This window comes from Nesterenkonia sandarakina (genome assembly GCF_003003175.1).
Classification (GTDB): domain Bacteria; phylum Actinomycetota; class Actinomycetes; order Actinomycetales; family Micrococcaceae; genus Nesterenkonia; species Nesterenkonia sandarakina_A.
In genome coordinates this window covers 66593-83262 of sequence record NZ_PVTY01000001.1, presented here as the reverse complement: position 1 = coordinate 83262, position 16670 = coordinate 66593, and the positions used below count along the sequence as shown (strand labels likewise).

Here is a 16670-nt window from a genome sequence, read left to right as displayed (position 1 = left end):
GATGCTTCCCAGACGCCGAGCTCGTCGCCTCAGAGTCCCAGCTGGCGCAGCAGGGCATCCATCTCAGGATCCCGGCCGAAGCTGATCCGGTAGGACTCCAGCGGATCCCGGGTGTTTCCCCGCGCCAGCAGCTCGCGGCGCACGTGTGCCCCCGCTGTGGCCAGCGCCTCGTCGTCCCGCGCGGGGCTGCCCGACTTGGCCGATGCGTCGGCCGGACCAGAGTCGTGCCGCTGTCCCAGCTGCTCGCGGTACCACTGTGAGGCGTCGGCGGCGAGCACCTGTGCCCACAGGTAGGAGTAGTACCCGGCGGCATAGCCGGAGCCGGCGAAGATGTGTTTGAAGAATCCGGTCCCGTACCGCGGCGGCACCAACGGGTGATCCAGCCCCCAGGCGACCAGCGCCGCGGCGGAGAACGCCTCGGGATCCTCTGCGGCAGCCTCGGCCTCCTCCACCGAGAGCGTGTGCCAGGCGAGGTCCAGGACGACGGCGGCCACGTGTTCGAAGGTGCTGAGCCCCTTGCCCCAGAGGTCCACCGGGGCGGGCTGCTGTCCGGCGTCGGCGAGGCCACCGCCGTAGAGCTCCTGGAAGATCTCGTTGACCTGGGACGGGAACTCGACGTTGTCCCGCGGAACCGCCGTGCCGGAGAGCTCCTCGAACTCGGCCTCGGCGAGCAGGCCGTGGAGGGCGTGGCCGAATTCGTGGAAGAGCGTGCGCATCGCCGAAGGCGTCAGCGCCGCTGTTGCTCCGGGGGCGGGGGCGGCGATGTTCAACGCGTTGATGACCACCGGTGAGGATCCGGTCAGGGTCGAGGCCACCGAGAAGGAGTTCATCCAGGCCCCGCCGGACTTGCTCGGTCGGGCGTAGAGGTCCAGGAGGAACAGTCCGATGCCCGCTCCCGGGCGCTGCTCGGCGGAGCGTTCGAAGACCTCGAAGCTGCGCGCCCCGGGGGCGAAGCTGGGAAGGTCGTCGCGTTCCACCACGGTGATCCCGTAGAGCCGGGATGCGGCGTCGAAGACCTGGCGCAGCGCCTCATCCACGGGCACGTCTCCACCCGACGTCGCGTCCGCGGGCTGCGCGGGGTTGGTCGAGGAGTCCGAGGCCTGCTGCTTCGCCACGGCGGCGAAGCCGAAGCTGATGTCCCAGGGCTCGAGCTCGGTGGTGCGGTCCGCTCGGGCATCGTCAGACCGGGCGCCCTGCAATGCCTCCGCGTCCAGCACTCCCGCCTCGCGCAGGGTCTGGAGCTCAGCGTCGAGCCGGGCCAGCGCGCCGTCGGCGATGGGGCGCAGCATCGCCTCGATGCTGGCCCGGTCCTGCGCGGTGCGCGCGGGCAGGACGCTGTCCAGGTGGTGCTCGAAGCCCAGCATCCGGGCACGCCGGGCGCGCAGCACGGCGATCTGCGCCCCGATCTGACTCGTCGTCCGGCCCTGTGCGTCGGTCAGGGTGCCCCGGGCGATGGAGGCCTGGTGCAGCCGGCGGCGGGCGGAGCGTCGGGTCATCTTCTCCAGGGGGCTCTGCTGCACCGGCAGGTTCAGCGGCAGCAGGGCTCCGCTGCTGTGTCCTGCCTCCTGCGCGGCCGCCTCGGCTGCGGCCAGCTCCTGCGGCGTGAGTCCGGCCAGCTCTGCGAGGTCGGGGAAGTAGGCGGCGTGGGCGGTGGCCTCGTGCCGCTGCAGCTGCTCATAGGCGGTCTCGGCGGTGGTGAGCTCGAGATTGATCGCGCGCAGCTGCTGCTGGGTGGCGTCGTCGAGTCCGGCGCCGGCGGCCCGGGCCTCGTCGAGCGTCTTCTCCAGCATGCGGTGCTGCTCCGGGGTGGCGCTGGTCTCATCCTGCGCCAGCGGGGATTCCAGAGCGGAGAGCCGGCGGAAGAGACCTGGATGGAGTGTGAGCCAGTCCCGGTGCCCGGCCAGCTGCTGCGCCAGTTCCTGCTGGACCACTTGACGTTCAGGCGTCGCGTGGACCGAGAACATGCAGGAGAAGGCCCGCTCCACCCGGGAGAGCAGCCGGTGGGAGAGCCCCAGCGGGTGCAGCACGGTGGCGACCGTCGCGGGGACGTTCCGGGCGGCGATGGCCTCCACGGCCTCGCGCTGGGCGGCGATGCCGGCCTCCAGGGCGGGCAGCCAGTGCTCGTCCCGGATCCGGGAGAGGTCAGTCAGCCCATAGTCGAGGGTGCTCTCTGCGAGCAGCGGATTCTCGGGGCTAGGCTGGCTCGTCGTCGTGCCGTCTGTGACGTCCGGGCGGTCGATGTGCTCCATGAGACTCAACGTCCTCTCCGATAGGCTGGTGGCAAGACTATATGACGGTTGCTTCGGGCAACTGTTGATTGTGATCATTTGGACGTCATTCACGAGGAGAACCATGGCCGGCCATTCGAAATGGGCCAACACCAAGCACCGCAAGGCTGCTGTGGATGCCAAGCGCGCCAAGCTCAACGGGCGCTACATCAAACAGATCGAGGTGGCGGCCCGCAACGGCGGCCCCGACCTCGCCGGCAACCCCGGGCTCGAGCTCGCAGTCTCCAAGGCGAAGAAGAACTCCGTGCCCAACGACAACATCGACCGGGCCATCAAGCGCGGCGCCGGCCTCTCCGGCGACAGCGTGGAATACGAGGAGATCACCTATGAGGTGCGCGGCCCGCAGGGCTCGGCGCTCCTGGTGGAGTGCCTCACCGACAACCGCAACCGGGCAGCCTCGGAGGTGCGCATCGCGGTGACCCGCTCCGGCGGAACCGTCGCCGATCCCGGCTCGGTGGCCTATATGTTCCAGCGCAAGGCCGTGGTCCAGCTGCCCAAGGCGGAGCACAGTGAGGACGACGTCCTGGCTGCCGTGCTCGAGGCCGGCGTCGAGGATCTGATCGAACACGACACCAGCTTCGAGATCCGCGCCGAGCCGCAGGACCTGCACGCAGTGCTCAAGGGCCTCGAGGAGGCCGGCATGAGCTGGGACAGCGACGAGGTCGAATTCGTCTCGGATGTCACGGTGGACCTCGACGTCGACGCGGCCAAGAAGTTCTTCAAGCTCCACGACGCCCTGGAGGACCTCGACGACGTGCAGAACGTGCACACCAACGCCGACCTCAGCCCTGAGACGCTCGCCGCGCTCGAGGCCGAGGACTGAGGCAGCCGTGATGAGCCCGGCCGGAGTCGTCTCGGGCACGGCCGGGACCTCGCGGACCGCGCAGCGGATCCTCGGGGTGGACCCGGGGCTGACCCGCTGCGGGTTCGCCGTGGTGGAGATGAACCTGAACCGCACCGGGGAGTCCCTGCACGTGGAGGTCACCGGCACCAAGGCGGCGCAGGACCTCGCCGAGCGGATCCTGGCGATCCAGCGCGCCGCCGAGGCGCTGCTGGACCGGTTCGCCCCTGACGTGCTGGCCATCGAACGGGTCTTCGCGCAGAACAACGCGCCCACCGTGGTGGCCACGGCCCAGGCCTCCGGAGTGATCATCGCGGCGGCCGCCGCCCGCGGGATCCCGGTCGCCTGGCACACTCCCTCGGAGGTCAAGGCCGCCGTGACCGACGACGGCAACGCCGACAAGCAGGCGGTCGCGAGGATGGTGCAGCGGATCCTGAAGCTCCCCGGGCTGCCCACCCCGGTGGACGCCACCGACGCCTACGCAGTGGCCATCTGCCACGGCTGGCGCTCCGGGATCGGCGCCCGGTTCAACATGTCAGGCTCCACGCAGACCCATCAGGGCGCCACCACGGCGCTGCAGCGCGCTCAGCAGGCGGCCGGCTCGACACCGCGAGGCTCAGCGCCGGTCGCGGCCGGGTCTGGCGACGCGCTGACTCCCGCACAGCGCGCCTGGATGGAAGCCGCGAAGCGAGCGCGCTAGAGTGTTCGAATACATGTTCTAATGGCGCCGGGGTCACCCCCTGGTCCGTGACCAGTCGCCGGCGGCGACGGTGAGGTGAGAAATGATCTCTTCCATCCGTGGCGACGTGCTCCACGTCGGCATCGACCACGCGGTGGTCGAGGTCTCCGGCTTCGGCCTGCACGTCTCGGCCACCCCGCGGACCCTGGGAGAGCTCCACCGCGGCACCGAGGCGCGGCTGCACACCAGCTTCGTGCCCCGCCAGGACGACGCGCCGCTGCTCTTCGGCTTCTCCGAGCTCTCCGAGCGGGTCATCTTCACCACCCTGGTCGCGATCTCCGGCATCGGCCCGAAGATGGCGCTGGCCGTGCTGGCCGTGCACACCCCGCGCGAGGTCCATCAGGCCATCGCCGAGTCCGACACCGACGCGTTCACCAAGGTCCCGGGCATCGGGAAGAAGACCGCACAGCGGATCCTGCTCGAGCTGGCCGGCAAGCTCGTGATCGACCCGCCGGCTCCGACCGCCGCGGCAGCGGAGGAGCCCGAGGTCGCCATGCAGGTCCGGGAGGCGCTGGTCTCCCTGGGCTGGACCGAGAAGGACGCCCGGACCGCGGTGGAGAAGCTGCTGGCCGCGCAGCCGGAGCTGATCACCGCTGATGTCTCCACCGTGCTGCGCCAGGCGCTGCGCAGCCTCGGGGGTGCCCGGTGAGCGAGGCTCCCCGCGAACTCGTGGGCGGGAACTCGATGACCGAGGAGCGCGCCATGGAGGCCGCGCTGCGCCCGAAGGCGCTCAGCGACTTCGTCGGCCAGCAGACGGTCCGCCGTCAGCTCTCCCTGGTGCTGGAGTCCTCCCGGATCCGCGGCACCGCCTCGGACCACGTGCTGCTCTCCGGGCCGCCCGGCCTGGGCAAGACCACACTGGCGATGATCATCGCCGCCGAGATGAACGCCCCGCTGCGGATCAGCTCCGGACCCGCCATCCAGCATGCCGGCGACCTCGCCGCGATCCTGTCCTCGCTGACCGAGGGCGAGGTGCTCTTCGTCGACGAGATCCACCGGATGTCCCGTCCGGCGGAGGAGCTGCTCTACATGGCGATGGAGGATTTCCGGGTCGATGTGATCGTCGGCAAGGGCGCCGGGGCGACCTCGATCCCGCTGGAGCTGCCGCCCTTCACCCTGGTGGGCGCGACGACCCGTGCTGGCCTGCTGCCCGGGCCGCTGCGCGACCGGTTCGGCTTCACCGCTCAGCTCGAGTTCTACAGCACCGCGGAGCTCGAACTGGTGCTGCGCCGCTCATCGGCGATGCTCGACATGAACGTCGCCGGTCAGGGCTTCGCGGAGATCGCGGCCCGTTCTCGCGGCACCCCGCGCATCGCCAACCGGCTGCTCCGCCGGGTGCGGGACTGGGCGCTGGTCCATCAGGTGCACGAGGTCGATCGGGCCACCGCCGCAGAGGCGCTGGAGATGTACGAGGTCGACGAGCGCGGCCTGGACCGGCTGGACCGCTCGGTGCTCGAGGCGCTGTGCCTGAAGTTCAACGGCGGCCCGGTCGGGCTCTCCACGCTGGCGGTGCTGGTGGGGGAGGAGACCGAGACCGTGGAGACGGTCGCCGAGCCCTACCTGGTCCGGGAGGGGCTGCTCGCCCGGACCCCGCGCGGGCGCGTCGCGACTGACCAGGCCTGGCGGCATCTGGGGCTGACTCCGCCGGAGCGTCACCCTGATAGTCTGTCGGGTTGAATGCCCGGCCAGCTCCCAGGGGTTGAACATCCGCCCGCTGGCCGAGAACATCCCGCGACGAGAGATTGGCCCAATCTGTGAACGCTTCGCTCTACTACGCCCAGCTGTCAGCCGCTGAAGGCGGCGGGGATGCTCCCGCCCTGGACCCGTTCCTGCTGATCATGATCGCCATCCTGGCGATCTTCATGTTCCTGACCTTCCGTCGCGGGAAGAAGATGCGCGACGAGCAGAACAAGGCCCGCGGCGGCGCCGTGGTGGGCGCCCAGGTGGTCACCGCCGGCGGCATCGTCGGGACTGTGGTGTCCCGTGATGAGGAGGCCCAGCGGGTCACCCTGGAGTTCAGCTCCGGTGACCGCGTGGACTTCCTGATCGGCGCCATCCAGCAGGTGGTTGACCCCGCCGTCACCACAGAGGACTGATCCGCCTCCTATGGCTCCACGCACCCCCGTCGCGAGTGCCCGCGGCGCCCTGATCGCCCTGCTCGTGCTGCTTCTCGGCATGGGCGGACTTCTTGCCTTCGCCGTCCAGGACGGCCGCGCCCAATGGGCGCCGCTGCTCGCCCTGGACCTTGAAGGCGGCACCCAGATGGTCCTCTCGCCCCAGGTCGAGGGCGGAGAAGAGATCGACGCCGAGCAGCTTGACCAGGCCGTGGAGATCATCCGCCAGCGCGTCGACGGCTCCGGTGTGACCGAGTCCGAGATCGCCACCCAGGGCGCGGAGAACGTCGTGGTGGGCATGCCCGGCGTGCCCGACCAGGAGACCCGAGAGCTGATCCAGGCCTCGGCGAACATGGAGTTCCGTCCAGTCCTCCAGGTGGAGCAGGATCTGGACTTCCTCCAGCAGACGCTGCTCGAGGATGAGGACCTCACCGAGGAAGAGGCCGAGGCGCTCGAAGAGGAGCTCGCGGCCACGGAGGAGGAGGGCGACGACGAGCCCGCCGCCCAGCCCGAGGACTTCGAAGAGCCCACGGCGGAGCCGGAGAACGGCTCCGACCCGAACTGGATCACCCCCGAGGTGGCCGCGGACTTCGCAAACTTCACCTGCAGCACCGAGATCAGCCTTGAGGAGCGCGCCGAGGCGGCCGACGACGAGCCGCTGAGCGCCTGCGACCCCACCAGCGGTGTGAAGTACCTGCTGGGTCCGGTGGAGGTGCCCGGCACCAGCATCGCCGATTCCAGCTTTGGCATGGAGCAGTCGCCCAGCGGGCAGTCCACCGGACGCTGGGCCGTGACCATCAACTTCGACGCCGACGGCACCGAGGCCTTCCGCGACACCACCACCCGCCTGGTCAACCTCGAGCCCCCGCGCAACCAGTTCGCCATCATGCTCGACGGACAGGTGATCTCGGCCCCGACCACGCAGGCAGCGATCGTGGACGGGCGCCCGCAGATCACCGGTGACTTCACCGAGGAGGAGGCCCGCGGGCTCTCCGAGCAGCTGCGCTACGGCTCGCTGCCGATCAGCTTCGAGATCGAGTCCGAGCAGCAGATCTCCGCCACCCTGGGTGACGAGCAGCTGCGGCTCGGTCTGCTGGCCGGCATCATCGGCCTGGTGCTCGTCGCCGGCTACGCGCTGTTCCAGTACCGCGCGCTGGGCCTGGTCACGATCGCCTCCCTGGTGGTCGCCGGCGTCATGACCTGGTGGGCCATCGCCCTGCTGGGCTGGAGCGACGGCTATCGCCTCTCGCTGGCCGGCATCGCGGGCCTGATCGTGTCGATCGGTCTGACAGCTGACTCGTTTATCGTGTACTTCGAACGCATCAAGGACGAGCTGCGCGAGGGAAGATCCCTGCCCGGAGCGGTGGAAGCCGGCTGGGCCCGTGCCCGCCGGACCATCCTGGCGTCCAAGGCCGTGAACATCATCGCCTCCGTGGTGCTCTACCTCGTCGCGGTGGGCAACGTCCGCGGCTTCGCTTTCACCCTCGGCCTGACCGCGATCATCGACATCATCCTGGTGTTCCTCTTCACCCACCCGCTCATGCAGCTCATCGCCCGGAGGAAGTTCTTCGCGGCGGGCAAGCGCTTCTCGGGCCTCTCCGAGAAGGAGCTCGGGGTGGATGTCCTCTACCGCGGCCGCGGCCGCTTCGCGCGCAGCAACGTGGTCTCCGCCGGCCCTGCGGGGCCGATGACCCCGAGGGACTCCACCGCGGACCCCGGCGAGGAGGGTCCCCCGAGCACTCCGCTGCCTCGTTCGGCGATAAGTCCCGACGATGCGAAGCAGGCGCGGATCCAGGAGCTGCCGGAGATCTCGGAACTCGAGTGGAGCCGGATGACCATCGCGGAACGGCGCCGCGCCCGCGCCGAGGCCGCGCGCCAGCGCAGCTCCGCACCCGAAGTCGGCGAGTCAGCGGCTGACACCGAGACCTCGGATGAGCGCACGGGATCCCGTGAGGCGCATTCATCCCGAGGGACTTCCACATCGAGAGAGACCGAGGAGGACCGCTGATGGCTGCAGGATTCGCCAAGACCGGCAACCAGCTCTACACCGGTGAACGGTCCTACCCGTTCATCCAGCGATCGAACCTCTGGTTCCTGCTCGCCGGGATCCTGGTGCTCGCCTCCATCGCGGTGCCCTTCTTCCGGGGCGGCTTCAACCTCGGCATCGAGTTCACCGGCGGTTCCGAGTTCACGGTCTCGCAGACCGACAACACCGACATCGCCATCGGTGAGGACGCGGTGTCGGACATCTCCGGCCAGGAGGCAGTGGTCACAAACGTCGCGCCCAACACGGTGCGCGTGCAGACCGCTGAACTCTCCGACACCGAGACCCTCGAGGTCGCCGACGCGCTCCAGCAGGGGTACGGCGTCTCCGATGAGCAGGTCAGCTCCACCTTCATCGGTCCGGTCTGGGGTGAGCAGATCTCCCAACAGATGCTGCTGGGCCTGGTGATCTTCGTGGTGCTCGTGGCGCTCTACATGGCTTTCTACTTCCGCACCTGGACCATGTCCCTGGCGGCCATGGTAGGACTCGGGTTCGTGGTGGTCACCACGGTCGGCATCTACGCGCTGACCGGGTTCGAGGTCACCCCCAGCGCGATCATCGGGTTCTTGACGATCTTGTCCTATGCGCTCTACGACACCATGGTGGTCTTCGACAAGATCCGCGAGAACGTCGAAGGGCTGCACGCGCAGAAGGACCAGACGTTCACCGAGAGAGTCAACCTGGCGGTGAACCAGACCCTGGTCCGGTCGCTGAACACCTCCGTGGTCGGCATCCTTCCGGTCGGGTCGATCCTGTTCATCGGGGCGTTCCTGCTCGGCGCGGGCACGCTGCGCGACATCTCGCTCTCACTCTTCGTGGGCATCATCGTGGGCACCTTCGCCACGATCTTCGTCCAGGCTCCGCTCTATGCGCGGATGCGCCGCAACGACCCCGAGATCAAGGCCCACACCGAAGAGGTGCTGCGGCTGCGCGAGCTCCGAGGCGTCTACGCGGTCACCTGGTCCGGCACCGCGCTGGATGAGACCGGCTCTCCGGTGAAGTTCCCGCCGCTTCCCGAGCCGGAACCCGAGGAGGATCTGGAGTCTGAGGATGACTACCAGGTCGTCATTCAGGCTCCGCACGAGCACTGAGTCTCAGCAGCCGCTGAAATGGGGCTACAATTGCCGACACGCCGTCTTCAGCATCCCGACTCAGCCCTAGGGAAAGCAGGTCCGCACTGGTGAACGAGGAACGCCCGGCAGCAAAGGGCAACACGCAGCTCGCAGCAGCGAGCGCAGCCTCACCGCCCGTGGTCCGGCGCGCTCGCGCCGTCGGAATGGTCAGTGATGAGGCCTCATCCTCGCCGTTGCTCGAGCCGCTTCTGCGCGCCATGCGGGCCAATGATTCTCAGCAGGACTTCCCGCTGGTCCAGCGCGCCTTCGACGTCGCGAATCACCATCACCGCGACCAGAAGCGCAAGAGCGGGGACCCGTACATCACCCACCCGGTGGCGGTGGCCACGATTCTCGCCGAGCTCGGACTGACCGGCTCCACCCTGGCCGCGGCGCTGCTGCACGACACGGTCGAAGACACCGCCTATTCGCTGGATCAGCTCAACGAGGAGTTCGGTCCCGAGATCGCGCTGCTGGTCGACGGGGTCACCAAGCTGGACAAGCTGAAGTTCGGCGACGCCGCGCAGGCTGAGACCGTGCGCAAGATGGTCCTGGCCATGGCCAAGGACATCCGCGTGCTGATGATCAAGCTCGCCGACCGGCTGCACAACGCGCGGACCTGGCGCTATGTGGCGGCAGAGTCCAGCGCCCGCAAGGCCAAGGAAACCCTGGAGATCTTCTCCCCGCTGGCTCACAGGCTGGGCATGAACACGATCAAATGGGAGCTCGAGGACCTCTCCTTCGCCGCCCTGTACCCCAAGGTCTACGAAGAGATCGTCCGGCTTGTGGGGGACCGCACCCCGCAGCGCGAGAAGTTCCTCTCCGAGGTGCGCGAGACCATCGCCGATGACCTCAACGAGGCCTCCATCTCGGCCACCATCACCGGCCGGCCCAAGCACTACTACTCGATCTATCAGAAGATGATCGTGCGCGGAAAAGAGTTCGACGACATCCACGACCTCATGGGTGTCCGGGTGCTCGTGGACACCATCCGGGACTGTTACGCGGTGCTCGGTGCTCTGCACGCACGCTGGAACCCGCTGCCCGGGCGGTTCAAGGATTACATCGCGATGCCGAAGTACAACATGTACCAGTCGCTGCACACCACCGTGCTGGGCCCGGCGGGCAAGCCGGTGGAGATCCAGATCCGCACCCACGAGATGCACCGCCGCGCCGAGTACGGCGTGGCCGCCCACTGGAAGTACAAGCAGGACTTCTCATCCACCGCGCCGCACTCTCCGGCCAACCAGCCGGCCGGCGGGTCCCTGGCCGGGACCGCGACCCAGCAGTCCCAGGCCACCGAGGACATCGGCTGGCTCCGGTCCCTGGTGGACTGGCAGTCCGAGACCAAGGACCCCGACGAGTTCCTGGACTCGCTGCGCTTCGAGATCAACGCCAAGGAAGTCTTCGTCTACACCCCCAAGGGTGAGGTCATGGCTCTCCCGGCGGGCTCCACTCCGGTGGACTTCGCCTACGCGATCCACACCGACGTCGGGCACAAGACCATCGGCGCCCGGGTCAACGGCAAGCTGGTGCCGCTGAACTCCGAGCTGCAGCATGGTGACTGGGTCGAGATCTTCACCTCCAAGTCCGAGACGGCCGGGCCCAGCAACGACTGGCTGCAGTTCGTCCAGAGCCCCCGCGCCCGGAACAAGATCCGGCACTGGTTCTCCAAGGAGCGCCGCGAGGAGTCCATCGAACGCGGCAAGGAGAGCCTGACCAAGGCGATCCGTAAGTCCCAGCTGCCGCTGCAGAAGGTGATGAACCCCGAGGTGCTCGACACCGTCGCCAAGCAGCTGCACTACACGGAGGTCGCCGGCCTCTACGCCGGTGTGGGCGAGGAGCACGTCTCCACCCAGAACGTCATCGAGCACCTGACCGCCCTCTTCGAGCCGGAGGAGGAAGAGTCTGAGGAGCACGACACCACCCCGATCACCTCCCCAGGCACCCCGGCGAACCAGTATTCCGACGCCGGAGTCATCGTCAAGGGCGCGGGCAACGTGTTGGTGAAGCTGGCCCGCTGCTGCACCCCGGTGCCCCCGGATGAGATCGAGGGATTCGTCACCCGGGGCCAGGGCGTCTCGGTGCACCGGGCAGACTGCCGCAACGTCCAGCAGCTGCGCGAACAGCCAGGCCGCCTGGTCGAGGTGGAATGGGCCCCGACCAAGTCGTCGGTGTTCCTGGTCGAGATCCAGGTCGAGGCGCTGGACCGGAAGTCGTTGCTCTCCGACGTGACGCGGATCCTCGCCGAATCCCAGGTCAACATCCTCTCGGCCAGCGTGCAGACCTCCCGGGATCGGGTGGCGCTGTCGCGGTTCTCCTTCGAGATGGGAGACCCGCGCTACCTCAACCACGTGTTGAACTCGGTGCGCCGGATCGACGGGGTCTACGACGTCTACCGGACGGTGGGCAAACGCCGGGAACACTGATCCCGGAACGTTGACCCCGGAACACTGATCTCGACACCGGGGGAGCGGATCGCACCGAGTCGCTCAGCCGTGGAACACGCGGGTGCTGAGCAGCGCCTCGATCCGGTCCAGACGTCGGTTCGTGGCGCCTGCCTCCCGGGGGCGCCGCTCCAGCTGCGCCGTGATCTGCCGCAGGAGGGCCTTCAGCTGGAGCTGCTCGGGATTCGCCAGGCGGAGCCGACGGATCGCCGCCCAGCGCTGAGCGGAGCTGTCACGGCTGAGCCCTGCTGGACCCGCCTCCGGGCCGGCTGCTGGATCGGCAGCCGGAACGATTGCTGGATCGGCTGCTGACTGGGCGGCTGCACCGGCCGTGCGCGCAGCGGTGGCTCGCGGCGCATCCAGGGCTCGGCGGCTCTCCACGGTGCCGATGCCCAGAAAGAGATCTGCTGCCGTGCGCAGCGGGGTGGTCACCGGCACTCCCTGCAGCTCTGACTGCTCCTCCGCGCCCAGCGGGACCTGATGGACCTGCCAGGGGAGCGGACCCGCCGTGCGTCGTCGATACACCCCCGCGGTGATCACGGTGATCCGTGTCGGGGCGTTCCCGGCGCCCAGATGCACCCAGGCGGCGGACTCGCCACAGAGCACTGCATGTGCCCGCAGCCCGGCACCGAGCAGGGTCTGGCACGCCAGAGCACGGGGGCCCGGCGCATCCGGCAGAGCGCTGCAGATGTAGAGGTCGCCCAGCAGCGGGCGCACCGCCCCCTCGTGGTCCATCACCTGCAGCTCAGCGGCGGAGAACCGGGAGCCCGGGCGGTAGAACCCCGGGGGAAGACTCGGCGCGAGGCTGGTTGGCATGGTTACAGCCTGGCGCACCGGGAGGCCAGGTCCCAGGGGCCGGGCAGGGCTGTGGAGGACACCAGCGCGCAGACCCGCTCCGGCCTGACTGTGGACGGCGGCGCCGCCGGGTCAGGTCGCGGAGACCGGTGAGCCGGGCTCCCGGCCCCAGGACTGACGCAGGTCCAAGGCGTGGGTGAGGATCTCCACGGCAGCGGCCTGGTCGATGCGCGTGCGCTGATCCTTCGATGCGACGCCGGAGGCGCGCATCTTGGTCGCGGCCGAGACCGTGGAGAGCCGCTCGTCGATGAGATAGACCTCGGTGGGCAGCTCAGCGGCCGCGATCATCCCGGCCAGCTGACCGGCATAGTCGCGGGCCTTCTTCGTGGAGAGGGTCTCGCTGCCGGAGAGCGAGATCGGCAGACCCACGTAGACCGCGCGGACCTGCCGATCTCTGATGATCGTGATCAGCATGGTCAGGTCCGAGGATCGGTTGGGGTCCCGGCGCAGCGTCATCACCGGGGTGGCGATCAGCGCGTCGGGGTCCGAGGCAGCGAGCCCGACCCGAGCATCGCCGACGTCGATTCCCAGCCGCACCCCGGCCCTGGGCTTCGGCCCGGCAGAGTCGGGGCCGGCGGCGTCGTGTTCGGGGTGATCAGCCACGCTGGCCCACCGCGGAGGTGACTTCCTGGAGCGCGGCCGGGATCTTGGAAGCATCCTGGCCGCCGCCCTGGGCGAGGTCGGCCTTGCCGCCGCCTCCGCCGCCGAGCACCGCGCAGGCGCGCTTGACCAGCTCACCGGCGGAGACGCCCTGCTCACGGGCGGCCTCGGTGGTGGCCACCACGATCACCGGCCGGCCCTTGGACTCGCCGGCGACGGCGACGGCTGCTGCGCGGGAGCCGAAGCGTCCGCGCAGGTCCAGCGCGAGGGCGCGCAGATCATCGGCCCCGGCCACGGCGCCGGCGTTGTGTGCGAGCACATCGACTCCACCGGCATCCACAGCCTGGGAGAGCAGCTCGCCGGCCTTGGCGCGCAGCTGGGCGCTGCGCAGCTTCTCCAGCTCGCGCTCCACGTCCTTGAGCTTGGCCAGGGTCGCGGCGATCCGGTCCGGGACCTGGTCGGCGGGGACCTTGAGCATCTCGGTGAGCTGGTTGACCAGGGTGCGTTCCGCGGCGAAGTGGTGGAAGGCGTCGAGGCCGACCAGCGCTTCGACGCGGCGGTTGCCCGAGCCGACGGAGGCCTCCGACAGCAGGGCCAGGGTGCCGATCTCGGCGGTGGTGTCCACGTGGGTGCCGCCGCAGAGCTCGCGTGACCAGGCGCCGTTGATCTCGACCATCCGGACCTCGTTGCCGTACTTCTCGCCGAAGAGCATCATCGCGCCCTGCGCCTGGGCCTCCTCCAGGGAGGTGACCCGGGTCTGCACCGAGTAGTTGTCGCGGATTGCCAGGTTCGCGGCGGCTTCGAGCTCCTGCCGGGCGGCGCTGCTCATGGCGGCCTCGGAGGTGAAGTCGAAGCGCAGGTAGCCCTCCTTGTTGAAGGAGCCGGCCTGCACCGCCTCGGGTCCCAGCACGTCGTGCAGGGCAGCGTGGATGAGGTGGGTGCCGGTGTGGGCCTTCTCGGCGTCCAGCCGGCGGCGCACATCGATGGCGCCCAGGGCTTCGGCGCCCACGGGCACCTCACCGGAGAGCACCCGGGCGCGGTGCACCGAGAGCCCCTTGATCGGGGACTGCACGTCGAGGACCTCGAGCTCGAACCCGTCGCCGGTGATCCGCCCGGTGTCCGGGGCCTGGCCGCCGGCTTCGGCGTAGAAGGGGGTCGCGTCGAGGACCAGTTCGATGTCTTCCCCGGCGGAGGCGCTGCTGCGCGTCTCCCCGCCCACCAGCAGGCCGCGGATCCGCGACTCGGTGGTGTGCTCGGTGTAGCCGGTGAAGCGGGTGGGGGAGTCGGCGCGCAGCTCCTGGTACACCTGGGTGTCGGCGTGCCCGGACTTCTTGCCCTTGGCGTCGGCCCGGGCCCGTTCGCGCTGTTCGGTCATCAGCTCGCGGAAGCGGGTCTCGTCCACCCCGACTCCGGCCTCGGCGGCCATCTCCAGGGTCAGGTCGATGGGGAAGCCGTAGGTGTCGTGCAGCGCGAAGGCGTCGGCGCCGGTGACGGCTGCTCCGGCGGTCTGCGCGGAGCTCACGGCGGATTGCAGCTTCGCGGTTCCGGCGGAGATGGTCCGCAGGAAGGCCTGCTCCTCCTTGACCGCGGTCTGGTGGATCTTCTCGAAGCCGGTCTCGACCTCGGGGTAGGTGCCCTTCATCGCGTCCTTGGACACTCCGACCAGTTCACCGAACACCGGCTGTTCCACACCCATGAGCCGCATCGCGAGGATCACGCGGCGGATCAGACGGCGCAGCACGAAGCCGCCGCCTTCGTTGGAGGGGCGAACGCCGTCGGAGATCAGCATCAGCGAGCTGCGCACGTGGTCGGCGATCATCCGCAGTCGCACGTCATTGGCGTGGTGCGGGTCGGCCGGGTCCTCGGTGGAGGTGTACTCGATGCTGGCGAGCTCGGCGGCGCGGTCGAGGACCGGGCGGACCTGGTCGGTCTCGTACATGTTCTCCACGCCCTGGAGGACCATGGCGAGGCGCTCGAGGCCCAGGCCGGTGTCGATGCTCTTGTTCTGCAGCGGGCCGGCCACCTCGAACTCGGTCTTCGAATGCACCGCGGAGAGCCGGTACTGCATGAAGACCAGATTCCAGATCTCGACGTAGCGGGTCTCGTCGGCGGCGGGGCCGCCCTCGACGCCGTAGGCGGGGCCTCGGTCGTAGTAGATCTCGGAGCAGGGGCCGCCCGGGCCGGGCTGACCGGTGTTCCAGTAGTTGTCCTCCGGGCCGAAGCGCTGGATCCGGGCTTCAGGCACGCCCACCTGATCGCGCCAGATGGCATAGGCCTCGTCGTCGTCCTGGTAGACGGTGATCCAGAGCCGCTCGGGGTCGAGCCCGTAGCCGCGCAGGCCCGTCGTCGGATCCGTCTCGCGGGGGTGGGTCAGCAGCTCCCAGGCCATCGGGATGGCGGTCTCTTTGAAGTAGTCGCCGAAGGAGAAGTTGCCGCACATCTGGAAGAAGGTGCCGTGGCGCGCGGTCTTGCCGACCTCTTCGATGTCGGCGGTGCGGATGCACTTCTGCACGGAGACGGCGCGGGAGTAGGGGGGCTTCTCGGTGCCCATGAAGTACGGGATGAACGGCACCATCCCGGCGATGGTGAACAGCACCGAGGGATCTGGAGAGATCAGCGATGCTGAGGGGACGCGCTCATGCCCCTTGGCGGCGAAGTAGTCGTACCACGTCCGGGCGATGTCCTCGGTCTTCATGAGTTTCTCGGGTCCTCCTGCTGATGGTCGCTGCGAGTCGGCCGTGGAGGTCTCATGTCTGTGACCACCGACGGATCTGCGCCGGGACCAGCTTAGTGGAAACACAGAGCCCGCTGCGGCCTCCGGTGAGGGAGGGCAGCGGGCTCTGTGGGTTTCAGAACGATGTTCTGAGCGATCCGATGCGGATCAGCGTGCGTAGAACTCGACCACGAGCTGCTCTTCGCAGGTGACCGGGACCTCTTCGCGCTTGGGCTTGCGGGAAAGAGTCGCCTGGAGCTTCTCGATCTCGACGGTGAGGTAGCCGGGGACCGTGGGCAGCGCATCCTGGTGGGTGCCTGCGGCGGCCACCTGGAAGGGCTCGAAGACCTCGGAGCGCTCGTGCACGTGGATCATCTGACCCGGCTTCACGCGGAAGGACGGGCGGTCCACGCGCTTGCCGTTGACCAGGATGTGGCGGTGCACCACGAACTGGCGTGCCTGGGCGATGGTGCGGGCGAAGCCCGAACGCAGGACCAGGGCGTCAAGCCGGGACTCGAGCAGCTCGACCAGGTTCTCACCGGTCAGGCCCTCGTGCATGCGCTTGGCCTCTTCGTAGTAACGCAGCATCTGCGCCTCGCGGATGCCGTACTGGGCGCGGAGACGCTGCTTCTCCTTCAGACGCACCGCGTAGTCCGAGTCGGTGCGACGACGGGTACGGCCGTGCTGGCCGGGGCCGTAGGGGCGGCGATCCAGGTACTTCTGGGCCTTGGGGGTCAGCGCGATGCCAAGGGCTCGCGATGCCTTCACAGTACGACGACTGCGCAATGGTGATGTGGGCATTGAATGCCTTCCTGTCTTGTCGGCGAATGATGTTTATTCCTGATCGCGACAAACGATCAGGTACCTGGCCTCCGAGATCCGTGGTTCGGAGAGTGTGAGCCGCCGAAGGCTCACGG

The 16670-nt window shown here is 68.8% G+C and carries 13 protein-coding genes; 8 read left to right on the top strand and 5 right to left on the bottom strand.

Features of this window, described 5'->3' with window-relative positions:
• Positions 1-29: 29 nt before the first annotated feature.
• Positions 30-2249: a M3 family metallopeptidase gene (locus BCL67_RS00340; RefSeq protein WP_106121496.1), complete on the bottom strand. Its 2220-nt coding sequence runs from the start codon at positions 2247-2249 to the stop codon at positions 30-32.
• A 103-nt stretch (positions 2250-2352) separates the two neighbouring features.
• On the opposite strand from BCL67_RS00340, the gene BCL67_RS00335 reads away from it, so the two are divergent.
• From BCL67_RS00335 to BCL67_RS00300, 8 genes are all read left to right on the top strand, one after another.
• Complete coding sequence (locus BCL67_RS00335; RefSeq protein WP_106121495.1) at positions 2353-3111, top strand: YebC/PmpR family DNA-binding transcriptional regulator; 759 nt, start codon at positions 2353-2355, stop codon at positions 3109-3111.
• A gap of 10 nt (positions 3112-3121) precedes the next feature.
• A complete protein-coding gene (gene ruvC, locus BCL67_RS00330; RefSeq protein ID WP_106121494.1) occupies positions 3122-3829 on the top strand; it encodes a crossover junction endodeoxyribonuclease RuvC in 708 nt (235 codons plus the stop codon).
• Positions 3830-3911: 82 nt separating this feature from the next.
• Positions 3912-4517 (top strand): Holliday junction branch migration protein RuvA, encoded by a 606-nt coding sequence (gene ruvA, locus BCL67_RS00325; RefSeq protein WP_106121493.1) that lies wholly within the window; start codon positions 3912-3914, stop codon positions 4515-4517.
• Between the two features lie 35 nt (positions 4518-4552).
• Positions 4553-5545 (top strand): Holliday junction branch migration DNA helicase RuvB, encoded by a 993-nt coding sequence (ruvB, locus tag BCL67_RS00320; protein ID WP_106121492.1) that lies wholly within the window; start codon positions 4553-4555, stop codon positions 5543-5545.
• A 77-nt stretch (positions 5546-5622) separates the two neighbouring features.
• Complete coding sequence (gene yajC / locus BCL67_RS00315; protein ID WP_106121491.1) at positions 5623-5964, top strand: preprotein translocase subunit YajC; 342 nt, start codon at positions 5623-5625, stop codon at positions 5962-5964.
• Positions 5965-5974: 10 nt separating this feature from the next.
• Entirely contained in the window at positions 5975-7990 is a 2016-nt protein-coding gene (gene secD / locus BCL67_RS00310) for a protein translocase subunit SecD (RefSeq protein ID WP_106121490.1), read from the top strand.
• Positions 7990-9117, top strand: coding sequence for a protein translocase subunit SecF (gene secF / locus BCL67_RS00305; protein WP_106121489.1), 1128 nt, complete (start codon positions 7990-7992; stop codon positions 9115-9117). Before secD ends, secF begins: the two co-directional genes overlap by 1 nt.
• 185 nt (positions 9118-9302) lie before the next feature.
• Complete coding sequence (locus BCL67_RS00300; RefSeq protein WP_106121700.1) at positions 9303-11567, top strand: RelA/SpoT family protein; 2265 nt, start codon at positions 9303-9305, stop codon at positions 11565-11567.
• A gap of 63 nt (positions 11568-11630) precedes the next feature.
• Here BCL67_RS00300 and BCL67_RS00295 read toward each other — a convergent pair whose 3' ends face one another.
• The 4 genes from BCL67_RS00295 to rpsD form a co-directional block, all read right to left on the bottom strand.
• Positions 11631-12401 (bottom strand): hypothetical protein, encoded by a 771-nt coding sequence (locus BCL67_RS00295; RefSeq protein ID WP_146131038.1) that lies wholly within the window; start codon positions 12399-12401, stop codon positions 11631-11633.
• A 111-nt stretch (positions 12402-12512) separates the two neighbouring features.
• Positions 12513-13043: a Holliday junction resolvase RuvX gene (gene ruvX, locus BCL67_RS00290; protein ID WP_258174633.1), complete on the bottom strand. Its 531-nt coding sequence runs from the start codon at positions 13041-13043 to the stop codon at positions 12513-12515.
• Positions 13036-15735 (bottom strand): alanine--tRNA ligase, encoded by a 2700-nt coding sequence (alaS, locus tag BCL67_RS00285; RefSeq protein ID WP_106121486.1) that lies wholly within the window; start codon positions 15733-15735, stop codon positions 13036-13038. The genes ruvX and alaS overlap by 8 nt, the downstream gene beginning before the upstream one ends.
• A 186-nt stretch (positions 15736-15921) precedes the next feature.
• A complete protein-coding gene (gene rpsD / locus BCL67_RS00280) occupies positions 15922-16554 on the bottom strand; it encodes a 30S ribosomal protein S4 (protein ID WP_106121485.1) in 633 nt (210 codons plus the stop codon).
• Positions 16555-16670 lie beyond the last annotated feature (116 nt).

Excerpts from the sequence above, each read along its gene's own strand:
- BCL67_RS00340 (WP_106121496.1), bottom strand. The coding sequence starts at position 2,249 with ATGGAGCACATCGACCGCCCGGACGTCACAGACGGCACGACGACGAGC.
- BCL67_RS00335 (WP_106121495.1), top strand. The coding sequence starts at position 2,353 with ATGGCCGGCCATTCGAAATGGGCCAACACCAAGCACCGCAAGGCTGCT.
- ruvC (WP_106121494.1), top strand. The coding sequence starts at position 3,122 with ATGAGCCCGGCCGGAGTCGTCTCGGGCACGGCCGGGACCTCGCGGACC.
- ruvA (WP_106121493.1), top strand. The coding sequence starts at position 3,912 with ATGATCTCTTCCATCCGTGGCGACGTGCTCCACGTCGGCATCGACCAC.
- ruvB (WP_106121492.1), top strand. The coding sequence starts at position 4,553 with ATGACCGAGGAGCGCGCCATGGAGGCCGCGCTGCGCCCGAAGGCGCTC.
- secD (WP_106121490.1), top strand. The coding sequence starts at position 5,975 with ATGGCTCCACGCACCCCCGTCGCGAGTGCCCGCGGCGCCCTGATCGCC.
- secF (WP_106121489.1), top strand. The coding sequence starts at position 7,990 with ATGGCTGCAGGATTCGCCAAGACCGGCAACCAGCTCTACACCGGTGAA.
- BCL67_RS00300 (WP_106121700.1), top strand. The coding sequence starts at position 9,303 with ATGGTCAGTGATGAGGCCTCATCCTCGCCGTTGCTCGAGCCGCTTCTG.
- BCL67_RS00295 (WP_146131038.1), bottom strand. The coding sequence starts at position 12,401 with ATGCCAACCAGCCTCGCGCCGAGTCTTCCCCCGGGGTTCTACCGCCCG.
- alaS (WP_106121486.1), bottom strand. The coding sequence starts at position 15,735 with ATGAAGACCGAGGACATCGCCCGGACGTGGTACGACTACTTCGCCGCC.
- rpsD (WP_106121485.1), bottom strand. The coding sequence starts at position 16,554 with ATGCCCACATCACCATTGCGCAGTCGTCGTACTGTGAAGGCATCGCGA.